At 62.4% G+C, this 13443-nt stretch carries 13 protein-coding genes; 10 read left to right on the top strand and 3 right to left on the bottom strand.

The window, feature by feature from the left end:
- The first annotated feature begins 3 nt into the window (after positions 1 to 3).
- From OH720_RS20460 to OH720_RS20420, 9 genes are all read left to right on the top strand, one after another.
- Positions 4 to 453, top strand: a complete 450-nt coding sequence (locus tag OH720_RS20460; RefSeq protein WP_272602675.1) for an acyl-CoA dehydrogenase — start codon at positions 4 to 6, stop codon at positions 451 to 453.
- Positions 453 to 1856 (top strand): LLM class flavin-dependent oxidoreductase, encoded by a 1404-nt coding sequence (locus OH720_RS20455; protein ID WP_272602674.1) that lies wholly within the window; start codon positions 453 to 455, stop codon positions 1854 to 1856. Before OH720_RS20460 ends, OH720_RS20455 begins: the two co-directional genes overlap by 1 nt.
- Before the next feature lie 154 nt (positions 1857 to 2010).
- Complete coding sequence (locus OH720_RS20450; protein WP_272602673.1) at positions 2011 to 2916, top strand: AMP-binding protein; 906 nt, start codon at positions 2011 to 2013, stop codon at positions 2914 to 2916.
- Positions 2913 to 3689, top strand: coding sequence for an ABC transporter ATP-binding protein (locus tag OH720_RS20445; RefSeq protein ID WP_272602672.1), 777 nt, complete (start codon positions 2913 to 2915; stop codon positions 3687 to 3689). Before OH720_RS20450 ends, OH720_RS20445 begins: the two co-directional genes overlap by 4 nt.
- On the top strand, positions 3689 to 4570 hold the full coding sequence (locus OH720_RS20440) for a branched-chain amino acid ABC transporter permease (protein WP_272602671.1): 882 nt from the start codon (positions 3689 to 3691) through the stop codon (positions 4568 to 4570). The genes OH720_RS20445 and OH720_RS20440 overlap by 1 nt, the downstream gene beginning before the upstream one ends.
- Positions 4571 to 4574: 4 nt before the next feature.
- Positions 4575 to 5624, top strand: coding sequence for a branched-chain amino acid ABC transporter permease (locus OH720_RS20435; RefSeq protein WP_272602670.1), 1050 nt, complete (start codon positions 4575 to 4577; stop codon positions 5622 to 5624).
- A gap of 26 nt (positions 5625 to 5650) precedes the next feature.
- Positions 5651 to 6991, top strand: a complete 1341-nt coding sequence (locus OH720_RS20430) for an ABC transporter substrate-binding protein (RefSeq protein ID WP_272602669.1) — start codon at positions 5651 to 5653, stop codon at positions 6989 to 6991.
- A 3-nt stretch (positions 6992 to 6994) separates the two neighbouring features.
- Entirely contained in the window at positions 6995 to 7762 is a 768-nt protein-coding gene (locus OH720_RS20425; RefSeq protein WP_272602668.1) for an ABC transporter ATP-binding protein, read from the top strand.
- Positions 7763 to 7776: 14 nt separating this feature from the next.
- On the top strand, positions 7777 to 9207 hold the full coding sequence (locus tag OH720_RS20420) for an FAD/NAD(P)-binding protein (protein WP_272602667.1): 1431 nt from the start codon (positions 7777 to 7779) through the stop codon (positions 9205 to 9207).
- Between the two features lie 67 nt (positions 9208 to 9274).
- Here OH720_RS20420 and OH720_RS20415 read toward each other — a convergent pair whose 3' ends face one another.
- From OH720_RS20415 to ppnN, 3 genes are all read right to left on the bottom strand, one after another.
- On the bottom strand, positions 9275 to 9487 hold the full coding sequence (locus OH720_RS20415; RefSeq protein WP_008063340.1) for a hypothetical protein: 213 nt from the start codon (positions 9485 to 9487) through the stop codon (positions 9275 to 9277).
- Between the two features lie 124 nt (positions 9488 to 9611).
- Positions 9612 to 10352, bottom strand: a complete 741-nt coding sequence (locus OH720_RS20410) for a response regulator (RefSeq protein WP_272602666.1) — start codon at positions 10350 to 10352, stop codon at positions 9612 to 9614.
- Positions 10353 to 11301: 949 nt separating this feature from the next.
- Positions 11302 to 12675 carry a nucleotide 5'-monophosphate nucleosidase PpnN gene (gene ppnN, locus OH720_RS20405; RefSeq protein ID WP_008063842.1) on the bottom strand — a complete coding sequence of 458 codons (1374 nt, stop codon included), beginning with the start codon at positions 12673 to 12675 and terminating at the stop codon, positions 11302 to 11304.
- Positions 12676 to 12911: 236 nt separating this feature from the next.
- Here ppnN and OH720_RS20400 point away from each other — a divergent pair, with 236 nt between their 5' ends.
- On the top strand, positions 12912 to 13439 hold the full coding sequence (locus tag OH720_RS20400; protein ID WP_272602665.1) for a DUF3087 domain-containing protein: 528 nt from the start codon (positions 12912 to 12914) through the stop codon (positions 13437 to 13439).
- The last annotated feature ends 4 nt before the right edge of the window (positions 13440 to 13443 follow it).

Below are 13443 nucleotides of genomic sequence, written 5' to 3'. Positions count from 1 at the left end.
ACCATGAACGCCTTGACCCAACCAATCGCCGCTGAACAACCTTTGGCCAACAGCCGGCACGATCTGCAAAACGCCCGCAGCTTGTTCGATGCGACCTTGGGTTTCGTCCGCCAGCACACTCAGGTAGCTGACGATCCCTTGGTCATCAGCCGTTTTGGCGATGTGCACATCCGCATCGAAGTCGCCGCTGCGCTGCTGGAGCGCGCCGAAGAATTCCTCGCCAGTGGCACCGACGACATCGAAGTCAGCATCGCCGTCGCCGAATCCCGCCTGGCCAGCGCCGAGGCATTGAGCACTGCCAGCAATGCCGAATTCGAACTCACGGGCCAGCGCACCGCGTTGCCCGGTTCACTCCACGACCCGCTGCGCGGCAAGCTCCAGCTCATCGGCAACTTTCGCCTCAACGGCATTCACCCACCCAGCTTGCACACATCAACCAAGGGAGCCGTTTGATGGCCCGTGAAATTCGTCTCAATGCTTTCGACATGAACTGCGTCGGCCATCAGTCGCCGGGGTTGTGGGCGCATCCGCGGGATCGTTCGTGGCAGTACAAGGACCTGGAATACTGGACCGACCTGGCGAAAATCCTCGAACGCGGCAAGTTTGACGGGCTGTTCATCGCTGATGTACTCGGCATCTATGACGTCTACAACGGCAACGGCGATGCGGCGATCCGCCAGGCGGCCCAGGTGCCGGTCAACGATCCGCTGCAACTGATCCCGCCGATGGCGCTGGTGACCGAACACCTGGGCTTTGGCCTGACCGCGTCGCTGTCGTTCGAGCATCCGTACCCGTTCGCCCGACGCCTGTCGACCCTCGATCACCTGACCAAGGGCCGCGCCGGCTGGAACATCGTGACCTCCTATCTGGAGAGCGGCGCGAAGAACCTCGGGCAGAAAACCCAGACCGAACACGACGCCCGCTACGACTTCGCCGAGGAGTACCTGGAGGTTTGCTACAAGCTGTGGGAAGGCAGCTGGGAAGAGGGCGCCATCCTGCGTGATCGCGAGCGACGGATCTTCAGTGACCCGAGCAAAATCCACGAGATCCAGCATGTCGGCAAACACTTCCAGGTGCCCGGGATTCATCTCTGCGAGCCCTCGCCGCAACGTACCCCGGTGTTGTATCAGGCCGGCGCGTCGAGTCGCGGCAAGCAGTTCGCGGCCGAGCATGCCGAGTGCGTGTTCGTCGCCGCACCGTCGAAAGTGCTGCTGAAGAAAACCGTGGCCGATATCCGCAGGCGTGCGGCGCAGGCGGGGCGTGACCCGTCGAAGATCCTGATTTTCAACCTGCAGACGGTAATCCTCGGCGAGACCGACGCCAAGGCCAAGGCCAAGTTCGAGGAATACAAGAGCTGGGTCAGCTATGAAGGCGCGATGGCGCTGATTTCCGGCTGGACCGGCATCGACTTCAGCCAGTTCAAACCGGATGAACCGCTCAAGCATGTGCACACCAACGCAATTCAATCGGCGGTGGAGGCGTTTTCCACGGCGGATCCGAACAAGGTCTGGACCCCGAATGAACTGGCCGACTGGGTGGGCATCGGTGGCTTTGGCCCGTTGTTTGTGGGCAGCCCGGAAACTGTCGCCGACCTGTTGCAGGAGTGGGTCGAGGAGACGGATGTGGATGGCTTCAACCTGGCTTATGCGCTGACCCACGAGACTTTCATCGACGCCGTAGAACTGCTGGTGCCTGAGTTGCAGAAACGCGGGGTGTACAAGACCGAATACGCGCCGGGGACCTTGCGCGAGAAGCTGTTTGGGGAAGGGGCGCGATTGCCACAGATTCATCCGGGCAGCGGGTATCGCGATTTGGCGGCGTTGCGGCAGCAGGAGAAGAAGGTGGTGTCGGCCTAGACGCCATCGCGAGCAGGCTCGCTCCTACAGGTTGTTGTGTCGCTCACAAATTCTGTGGTCACCGCAAACCCCCTGTAGGAGTGAGCCTGCTCGCGATGAGGCCGGCACATCCAACATCAATGTCGCCAGTTGCCCATGAACAGGAGGTCAACCCATGAGCGTGCACGAACTCAAGCGTCCGCCGATTGCGGATACCAGGGAATGGCTGGTCAGCGCGCCCAAGGCGCTGGAGCAGTTGCGCCATTGGGCGCAAGTCAGCCCATTGCAGCCGGCATTGCGCCACAAGCGTCACGGGCAATGGTTTGCCTGGCGCTGGATCGATGTGTTGCGCGATGTCGAGCGCCTGGCCGATGGCTTGCGCCAGCAGGGTTTCAGCGAAACGTCGCGCCTGGCCGTCAGTGGCGCCTTCGAACCGAACCTGTTGCTGCTGGCCCTGGCCGCGCAACAGATCGGCGGGGAGCTGCTGGCCATCGCCGACAACCTCGATGCTCCCGCCTTGCACCACGCCCTGTGGCGCAGCGGTCCTACCCACGCCTTTGTGCAGGGCCGGCAGGCACGGCAACTGTGGCAGGACCAAGGCCAGTCGCTGCTCGACTTCGCCGAACTGCTGGGCCCGACAGAGCATCCGCAACGCTTGCGCCTGGGGCTGTCCGGCGAACAGTTGTGGAGTGAAGAGGGCACCCAGTGGCGCGATGGCCTGACGGTGTTGTTCGAACAATGGCTCGGTGGCGGGCAAACCCTGGCCTTCCCGGAAAGCCCTGGCAGCGCCAGTCGTGATCGCCGCGAAGTGGCGCCTTCGGGCCTGCTGCTTTCCGCCGAGCGCCTGCAACTGCTTGCCACGGAAATCGAAAGCCGCCTCGCGTCACCGGGCACCTGGCGCCGCCGCCTGTGTGACTGGGCCATCGCCCAACCGCAAAAGCCCCTGCAACGCCTGATCAAGAATCGCGTTCGCCGCCTGCTGGGCTTTCACAACCTGCACTTCATCTGGCAAGCCACGCGCACAGCGCAAGCACAACCCACTCCTGCCTGGCTCACCGAATTCAAACGGAACATCGCATGACCTCGACCGATTCCATCCTGCAAGTCAGCGATATTTCCCTGTCCTTCAAAGGCGTCAAGGCGATCAATGAACTGTCGTTCGAGGTGCGCCGTGGCGAGATCTGCGCGTTGATCGGCCCCAACGGCGCAGGCAAGAGTTCGTTGCTCAATGTGCTCAACGGCGTGTACCGCTTCGATGCAGGTGCGATCGTGTTCGAGCAACAGTCCTTCAAACGCATCGATCCCTTGAGCGCCGCGCGCCGGGGCATTGGCCGCACGTTCCAGAACAACGCGCTGTTCAAGAAAATGAGCGTGATCGACAACCTGCTCACCGGCCTGTCGCGGCACCTGCGCAGCAGCTTCATCGAACAGGCACTGGGTTTTCCCCGTGCCCGGCGTGAAGCACAAGCCTTTCGCCAGCAGGCCCAGGGCATTCTCGAATTCCTCGAGCTGCAAGCCCAGCGCGATGTGCCGGTGGGCAATCTCTCCTATGGCCTGCAAAAGCGCGTCGAACTGGGCCGCGCCCTGATCGCCGGCCCGAGCCTGTTGCTGCTCGATGAGCCGATGGCCGGGATGAATGCCGAGGAAAAACAGGAAATGGCCCGGTTCATCACCCACATCAACCGCGACCTCGGCACCACGGTGGTGTTGATCGAGCATGACATGAGCGTGGTGATGGGCCTGTCCGACCATGTGGTGGTGCTCGATTACGGACGCAAGGTCGGCGACGGCACGCCTGCCCAGGTGCAGGCCAACCCCGAGGTAATCGCGGCGTATCTGGGAGTGGTGCACTGATGACGTTTTTCTTCGAAACCCTGCTCGGCGGCTTGCTCGCCGGGACCATGTATTCGCTGGTCGCCATCGGCTTCGTGCTGATCTACAAGGCCAGCGGTGTATTCAATTTCGCCCAGGGCGCGATGCTGCTGTTTGCCGCGCTGACCTTCGTCAGCCTGCACGACCAGGGGGTGCCGTTTGCACTGGCGCTGCTGCTGACGGTGCTGGTGATGATCATCGGCGCGCTGCTGATCGAACGGCTGGTGCTGCGGCCATTGGTCAATCGCTCGCAGATCACCCTGTTCATGGCCACCCTCGGCCTGTCCTTCATCATCGAAGGCCTGGCGCAAGGCCTGATGGGCTCGCAAGTGCGGGCGCTGGACCTGGGCATCGACGACGTGCCGCTGTTCATCGGCGCGATGATGGTCAGCCAGTTCGACCTGATTGCCGCCGCTGCGGCCATCGTGCTGGTGACGGTGCTGGCACTGCTGTTCAACAAGACCCGCATCGGCATCTCGTTGCGGGCGGTGGCGGATGACACCACCGCCGCGCTGTCCATCGGCATCAACCTCAACCGCATCTGGCAGATCGTCTGGGCCGTGGCCGGGGTGGTCGGGCTGGTGGCCGGGTTGCTCTGGGGCGCGCGGCAAGGGGTGCAGTTTTCCCTGTCGCTGGTGGTGCTCAAGGCGTTGCCGGTGTTGATCATCGGCGGCTTCACCTCGATTGGCGGGGCGATTGTCGGCGGGTTGATCGTCGGTGCGGCGGAGAACCTCGCCGAGGTCTACATCGGCCCGCTGATCGGCGGTGGCATCACGCCGTGGTTCGCTTATGTCCTGGCCCTTGCCTTCCTCTACATCCGTCCCGCCGGCCTGTTCGGCGAGCGCGCCATCGAGCGAGTCTGAACCCATGTCGATTTCCCTTACCCGCGAAACCGCACCGGCGGTAATGCTCCAGCGCCGCGTACCGTTTGGTCTGGTCGGCTTGTTGCTGATCGCCTTTGTCGTCGTGCCACTGACCGGTAACGACTATTGGCTGAACGCCATTTTGATTCCGTTCCTGGTGCTGTCCCTGGCCGGGCTCGGGTTGAACCTGCTCACCGGCTACACCGGCCAGACCTCGGTCGGCGCGGCAGGGTTCATGGCGGTCGGGGCGTTTGCCACGTACGGCTTTCTGTTGCGCTTGCCTGAACTGGGTCTGCCGGTGGCGTTGCTTGGCGGCGGCTTGATCAGCGCGGTGGTGGGCTTTGTCTTCGGGCTGCCCAGTTCGCGGATCAAGGGCTTTTACCTGATGGTCACCACCCTGGCGGCGCAGTTTTTCCTGGAGTGGTTGTTCGTCAAATTCCCCTGGTTCTACAACTACGGCTCGTCCGGGACCATTACCGCGCCAAAACTGGCGCTGTTCGGCCATGACCTGAACACACCGCTGGGCCGCTATTGGCTGACCCTGATCACCGTGCTGCTGTTGACCTGGGTCGCGGTAAACCTGGTGAAAAGCCAGATCGGCCGCAACTGGATGGCGATCCGCGACATGGACACCGCCGCTGCCGTGATCGGCATTCCCGTGGCGCGCTACAAGCACCTGGCATTCGCCGTCAGCTCGTTCTACCTGGGCATCGCCGGCGCCTTGTGGGCCTTTGCCTACCTGGGTACCGCCAGTGCCAGCAGCTTCGATATCAATCGATCGTTCCAGATCCTGTTCATCATCATTATCGGCGGCATGGGCAGCATCGCCGGCAACTTCGTCGGCGCGGCGTTCATCAGCCTGTTGCCGATCCTGCTCAGCCACGCAGGCCAAGCCCTGCTCGGTGGCGCGGTGGATGCCGGGCAGCTGCAAAACCTGCAAAAAATCATCTTCGGCGTGCTGATCATCCTGTTCCTGATCAAGGAACCGGAAGGCTTGATCCGCCTGCTGGGCAATCTTCGTGAACGGCTGGGCCACTGGCCGCTGCGCTTCTGAATTCTTCCTCCTATCAGAGAGACAACATGCGTGCATCCTTGAAACGTTCCCTGCTCGGCGCCGCGTTGGCGCTGGCAGTTTTCGGCAGCGCAGTACCGCTGGCCCAGGCCTCGGCGGACCAGCAGTTTTTCCCCCTGGCCACTTACCGGGTCGGCGCCTACGCCTCCAGCGGCGTGCAAGTCTGGGCCGGCATGCTCGACTACCTGAACTACATCAACGAGGTGGAGGGCGGGATCAACGGGGTGAAACTGGTCTGGCAGGAATGCGAAACCGAGTGGACGGCGGAGAAGGGCATCGAGTGCTACGAGCGCTTCAAGAAAGGCCTGGATGGTGCGCCGGTGGCGATCTATTCACCCAACGGCGCACCCGCGGCCTATGCGCTGAGCGAACGCGCGGAAGTCGACAAGATCCCGCTGATCACCCTCGGCTACGGCCGCACCGAAGCCACCGACGGCACGGTGTTTCCGTACAACTTCCCGGTGATGCTGACCTTCTACAGCGAGGCCTCCAGCCTGATCAACTACATCGCTCAGCGTGAAGGCGGCTTCGACAAACTCAAGGGCAAGAAGATCGCCACGGTCTACCACGACTCGGCGTACGGCCGCGAAACCCTGGGTCCCCTGAAGCTGCTGGCCGAGAAGTACGGCTTCGAGAACATCCAGATTCCGGTGGCCGATCCGGGCAACGAGCAATCGGCGCAATGGCGTCAAATCCGCCAGCTGAACCCGGACTGGGTGTTCCTGCGTACGTGGGGTGTGTCGACCCCGGTGGCGGTCAAGACTGCGGCGCGCTTTGGCTTCCCGGTGGACCACATCGTCGGCGACATTTGGGCCAGTTCCAGCGAAGACGTATTGCCCGCAGGTATAGCCGCCAAGGGCTATCTGGCGCTGACGCCGTACCCGGCCGGCAGTGATTTCGAGATCCACAAGCGCCTCAAGCAATACATCCTCGACAAGGGCAAGAGCGACCTCAAGGACCTGAAGAATTTCGGCAGCGTCTATTACAACTCCGGGCTGGTGAATGCCGCCGTGGCGGTGGAAGCGATTCGCACCGCCCAGGGCAAATTCGGCAAGCGCCCGCTCAACGGTGAGGAAGGACGCTGGGGCCTGGAGCATTTGAACATCGACGATGCGCGGCTCAAGGACATGGGCTACTTCGGCCTGATGCAGAACCTCAAGCTGTCCTGCAAGGATCACGAGGGCGGCGGTTCGGCGCGGGTGCAGCAGTGGGACGGCGCCAACTGGACGCTGATCAGCGACTGGATCGCCGCCGACCGTGCATTGTTGCGGCCGTTGATCGACGAGAAATCCGCCGCGTTCGCCAAGGAAAAAGGCCTGACGCCGCGCACCTGCACCGGAGATGAATAAGCCATGAGCCAAGCCGCCAGTGACATTGCCGCGAGCGATCTGTTGCGGGTCAATGACATCGAAGTGATCTACGACGGCGCGATCCTGGCCGTGGCCGGCGTGTCGCTGACGGTGCCCAAGGGCGGCATCGTCGCGTTGCTCGGGGCCAACGGCGCGGGAAAAAGCACCACGCTCAAGGCGATTTCCGGGCTGGTGCGGGCCGAACGGGCCGAGGTCAGCCGCGGCAGCATCGAGTTCCTGGGGCGCGATACCGCAGGGGTCGATCCGAGCCTGCGGGTGCGCCAGGGGATGGTTCACGTACTGGAGGGCCGGCACGTCTTTGCGCAACTGACGGTGGAAGACAACCTGCGCAGTGGCGGTTTCGTCCGCGGTTTGAGCCGCCAGGACATGGCCCGGGACCTGGAACGCATCTATGCCTGGTTCCCGCGCCTGAAAACCAAGCGCAAAACCCAGGCCGGGCTCACCTCCGGAGGCGAGCAGCAGATGGTCGCCATCGGCCGCGCGTTGATGACGCGTCCTACTTTGGTACTGCTCGATGAACCTTCCATGGGTTTGGCGCCTATTATCGTCCAGGAAATTTTCGAGATCGTCGCCCAGCTCAACCGCGAGGCACAGGTGAGCTTCCTGATTGCCGAGCAAAATATTAATGTGGCGCTCAAGTACGCTTCCACGGCCTACGTCCTCGACACCGGCCGTGTGGTGTTGTCCGGCAGCGCCAGCGCGTTGCTGGCCCGGGGCGATCTGCATGACTTCTATCTAGGTAAACACTGAGCAGTGAGAACGGCATGAGTGAAACCCAAAACGGACAGGCGACCGACGTCATCCGTCACGCGGACATCCTGATCATCGGCGGCGGCCTCAGCGGCGCGATGCTGGCGGCGCAACTGTTGCGCCTGCCGGGCAAGCGCCAGGTGCTGGTGATCGAACCGCGCGCCGAGCTGGGGCGTGGCGAGGCCTACAGCGCCGTGGAGCTGGGGCATACGCTCAACGGCAACGCGGCGCGCATGAGTGTCGATCCGGACAACGCCGATGACCTCACCCAATGGCTGACCGACTACATCGCGGCCGGCGGCTGGCCGGAGTCGGATGAGCAGCATGTACCGATCAGCGAGCTGTTCCCGCCCCGGGGGATTTTCGGCCTGTACGTGCAGCAGCGCCTGGCCGAGGCGCAAGCCGTGGGGGCGTTGAACGGCTCAACGGTCGAGCATATACAAGCCGAGGTGGTTGACCTGCAAACCGATGCGCAGTCGGTGCGTTTGAGCTTGAGCGACGGCCAGCGACTGCAGGGTGCTTTTGCCGTGCTCGCCACGGGGATGTTCCCGGCCGCGCGCACGCCGCAGACCGAATCCAGCGGCTTGAACGCGGCGGCGCTTGACCCGTGGGACGTGGCGGCGATGCGTCAGCTCGATCCGCAGTCGACGGTGTTGATCATCGGCTCGGGGCTGACCATGGTCGATGCCGTGGTGTCGCTGGAACAGGCCGGGCATCGCGGGCCGATCGAAGTGTTTTCCCGGCACGGCCTGCTGCCCCATGTGCGGCGCCAACCCCCGGCCTGGGTGGATTTTTTGGCCGAGGATCAGAGCATTCGCACGCCACGCCAGCTGGTGCGTGAATTGCGCCGGCATTGCCGCAACGCCATCGCCCAAGGCATTGACTGGCAGGCACCGCTGGACACGGTACGGGCGCACATCGGGCGCTTGTGGAATCAGGCCAGCGACGTACAGCGCCGACAGTTCGTGCGCCATGTACGGCCGTGGTGGGAAAGTCATCATCACCGCTCACCGCCGTTGAGCGCCGAACTGGTGGCACGCCTGCACGGGGAAGGGCGGTTGCGCATTCAGGCGGCGTCGTTCAAAGGGCTGGAGCCTGCTTCGGGCAATGAAGTGAGGATTCGTATCCGCCGGCGAGGTGAAACGCAAACGGTTGTCGTCAGTGGCGCGGCATTGATCAACTCCAGCGGTATCGAATACGACTGGCGGCGGGTGGCGCGACCGTTGCCCCGGCAATTGCTGGCGCGGGGGCTGATCCGCCCGGGACACCTGGCGCTGGGGATTGCGGCCGAGGTCGACGGTGCGGTGCTGGATGCCGACGGCCAGGCTGCCAGCCGCCTGTTTGCCATGGGCCCACCGTTGCGCGGGATGTGGTGGGAAAGCACCGCCGTGACGGACGTGGCCAGTCAGGCCAAGGCGTTGGCCGCGCGCCTGGCAACAGCCTGAGCGTCGCACAAATGAAGAAACCCCGCACTGGCGGGGTTTCTTGTTTCAGGCAGCCCAAGGCCGTTGATCAATAGCGCTGATATTTGGAGCCAAACTCAGGACGGTTTTCCGCGACGTAGAGTTTGTCTTTCTGGTCCGCGCTGACGGTGTTCACGTTCAGTGTGGCCGGTTGGCTGACTTTTGCCGCTGCAACAACTGGCGCAGTGGCGTGAGGGGCGGCGATGGCGCTGGTGGCGCCAAGAACCGAAAGGGCGAAGCCGAGACCGATGAGGCTTTTCATGATGTTGCTCCAGAGCGTGGGGAGAAGATGTGGCCACTGTAGTGCTGGAGCATCGCGATGAAAAAACACCCTTGCGCATAGTCGTTATCGAGCGTGTCGATCTTCGTAGGCGGGCGCGTGCCATTCAGGCCTGTGCGTCGAGCATTTCCACCGGGTAGGAGAACACGTAGCCCTCGCTGCGCACGGTCTTGATGTAGGTCGATTCCCGTGAGTCGTCCTTGAGCCGTTGGCGCAGGCGGCTGACCAGCAAATCGATCGAGCGGTCGAACAGGTCGGCGTCACGGCCCTGGGTCAGGTTGAGCAACTGGTCGCGACTGAGCACCCGTTGCGGGTGATCGAGGAACACCCGCAGCAGGCGGTATTCGGCGCCACTGAGGGCCACCAGGGTACCGTCCTGGTCCAGCAGGTGACGGGCAGTGGTGTCCAGGCGCCAGCGGCCGAAACCGAGCATCCGCCCGCTTTCGCTGATCAGCAGGTTGGGTGGCAGCATGCGGGTGCGGCGCAATACGGCGTTGATCCGCGCCAGCAGTTCGCGGGCGGCGAAGGGTTTGGTCAGGTAGTCGTCGGCGCCCATTTCCAGGCCGAGGATACGGTCGGTTTCGTCGTTGCGGGCGGTGAGCATCAGGATCGGCGTGGCTTTGTGCTTGCCTGCACGCAGTTCGCGGCACAGGACCAGGCCGTCGTCGCCGGGCAACATGATGTCGAGCACGATCAGGTCGACCTGGTTGGCTTCGAGGAAGCTGCGCATGTGCCGGCCGTCGGCGACCACTGTGGTGCGCAGGCCGTTTTTCTTCAGGTAGTTGCCGACCAGTTCGCGGATTTCGCGATCATCGTCGACGATCAGGATGTGGTTGACGTGGTCCATTGGTCGATCCTCTTTTGTGCAACGATACATTTTGTAGGCGCTGGCTTGCCAGCGAAGACGGTCTCACAGGCGACCGGTCGCCGGCGGAAGTACTCGATCGATCCACTGTAGGAGCCAGGCTTGCCGGCGAATGCGGCCTGACAGACGATGATTGTCTTTCAGGTGTACATATCCGTTCCTGCGGTAACGGCCACTTATGGTTTCGCTTTTACAGCGAGTCACTTGGAAAAGCCCCAAGTAACCAAGGGCTCTTGCCCCTGGCGTTCGGCCCCTCGCTGAGGCTCGGGGTACCCTCGCTCCGGTCCTGCTCCGTGGGCCCGCCGCGATGGGCCATCCTTGGCCCAGCGCGGCTAAACCGGCATCCATGCCGGTTTACCCACTGCGCAGAACCTCCACTCGGCCTCTCGATGGGGCAAGAAAATCAAAAGCCAAATCAACAGCCAAAGCGAGGCGGCCTGACAGCCGACCTGATCGGGAGCCGAACGCGTTCCCCTTGGAGCCAGGCTTGCCGGCGAACCAGGCGCTGCGGTGTGCCTGTTCTACCGCGTTATCGTTCTTCGCCGGCAAGCCTGGCTCCTACGGGGGGGTACACCCGCAAAATCAGGTCGGCTTTCAGGCCGCCTCGCTTTGGCTTTTGATCTGGGTGCCCCGTTAACCACGATGGCCGGAAAGAGGGCATGCCGAGCCCTAGCGAGGCACCGAGTGGTGGGGCATGCCTTTTGGTTCCTTTTTGGCGTTTGAAAAAGGGACTCGCCGTAAGGGCGAAACCATAAGCCGCCGTTACCGCAGCAATGGATATGTACTCATACAACAATCCCCCACAGGCTTTGACGCGGCATGGTTCAACGTTGTTAGAGGCGCCGCTAGTGCGATCTGATTCACCTCTCCCAGAAAGCAGCAAGCCGAAGCATTGGCTTCGGCTCGCGGCTAACAATTTACATTAACGAGATTACGCAACCACTTGATAACACGGCACATAAGCTGCGCCACCCGGCAGTTTCATCCGGTGCTGGGCGACGAAGGCCTTGAGCAGTTGATCCAGCGGTTGCATGACGGCCGCATCGCCACGGATCTGGTACGGCCCGTGTTTTTCGATCAGGCGGATGCCCTTGTCCTTGACGTTGCCGGCGACGATGCCGGAGAACGCACGGCGCAGGTTGGCGGCCAGTTCGTGGGGTGGCAGGTCGCGGCTCAGCTTGAGGTTGGCCATGTTTTCGTGGGTCGGGTCGAACGGGCGCTGGAAGCCTTCGTCGATCTTCAGCAGCCAGTTGAAATGGAAGGCGTCGTTGCGCTCGCGACGGAACTGCTTGACCGCCTTGAGGCCCTGGGTCATGTGTCGGGCGACTTCAGCCGGGTCGTCGATGATGATCTCGTAGTGCTTCTTGGCGTCTGCGCCGAGGGTAGCGCCGACGAACGCGTCCAGTTGCTCAAGGTAAGGCGCGGCATGTTTCGGGCCGGTGAGGACGACCGGGAAGGGCAGGCCTGCGTTGTCCGGGTGCATCAGGATGCCGAGCAGGTACAGGAACTCTTCGGCGGTACCGGCGCCACCCGGGAAGATGATGATGCCGTGGCCGACGCGGACAAAAGCTTCCAGGCGCTTCTCGATGTCCGGCAGGATCACCAGTTCGTTGACGATCGGGTTCGGCGCCTCGGCGGCGATGATCCCGGGCTCGGTCAGGCCCAGGTAGCGACCGCCGTGGATGCGCTGTTTGGCATGGGCGATAGTGGCGCCTTTCATCGGGCCTTTCATCACGCCGGGGCCGCAACCGGTGCACACGTCCAGGCTGCGCAGGCCTAGTTCGTGACCGACTTTCTTGGTGTATTTGTATTCTTCGGTATTGATCGAGTGACCGCCCCAGCACACCACGATCTTCGGCTCGACGCCGGGGCGCAGGGTGCGGGCGTTGCGCAGCAGGTGGAAGACATAGTCGCTGATACCCTGGGAGGTGCTCAGGTCGATGCGTTGGCTGTCGAGTTCGTTTTCGGTGTAGACGATGTCGCGCAGGGCGCTGAACAGCATTTCACGGGTGCTGGCAATCATTTCGCCGTCGACGAAGGCGTCGGCCGGTGCGTTCAGCAGTTCCAGGCGTACGCCGCGGTCTTGCTGGTGGATGCGGATTTCGAAGTCCTTGTAGGCTTCGAGGATGGTCTTGGCGTTATCGACGTGGGCGCCGGTGTTGAGGATGGCCAGGGCGCACTGGCGGAAGATGTCGTAGGTACTGCCGGATCCGGCTTCGCTCAGTTGCTGGACTTCCCGTTGGGAGAGTGTTTCCAGGCTGCCTTTCGGGCTGACCGATGCATTGATTACTTGTCGTTGGGTCATTCAATGATCCTTAAAACGATGTCATTCACGCGCAAACAACGAATGGCATCCGAATAGAGAGTATCCATGAAAGAAGATGGCACGAACTGCGCGGTGTCGCCATGTCCTCCTTTTGATGATGTATAGATGAAAAGGAGCCCCAGCATAGCTAAATCCGTCGCAGAGGCGATAATGGCCCGCGGTCTTTTTACCCTGAGACCCTTTTTTTGCCATTGAAGCCAAGGAATCCCGACGTCATGTTCGAAATCCAGCCGATGAACGCCGACGACTATCGGCAACGGACGCGGCGCAGCACGTTGATGATCGCGCTGATCTTCCTCGCGCTGGCGATGGCCCTGTCCACCGCGGCGGTGACGTTGTTCGGCGAGCCGGGAGGGGACAATCTACGCTTTAATATCGGCGGGGTGTTTGCCGCCGTCCTGGTCATGGCCGCGTTGATGCGCAAGCTGTTCTGGCACCAGGAATGGATGGCGCCGGCGGTCTACAGCTGGCAACTCAAGCGCAGCCTGATGAGCATCACCAACGTCATGCACCACCTCAAGGCGGGCGTGGAAGCGGGGGATCCCAACGCCATGAAGCTGTTGCGCTTCTATCACCTGGGATTGAGCCAGATGCACCAACTGGACGGTAACTCCAGCGATGATGCGCAATTGCACCGGGAAATGGAGCAACATCAGGCGCGGATGCAGGCGCTGGGCATCGACATTCGACAGACGCGACTGGACCCGGCCTGGCTGGACGCGCTGAAGCAGGCAGCACGCTAGACCC

This window comes from Pseudomonas sp. WJP1, assembly GCF_028471945.1.
Classification (GTDB): domain Bacteria; phylum Pseudomonadota; class Gammaproteobacteria; order Pseudomonadales; family Pseudomonadaceae; genus Aquipseudomonas.
This window is presented reverse-complemented; position numbering and strand designations above follow the sequence as displayed.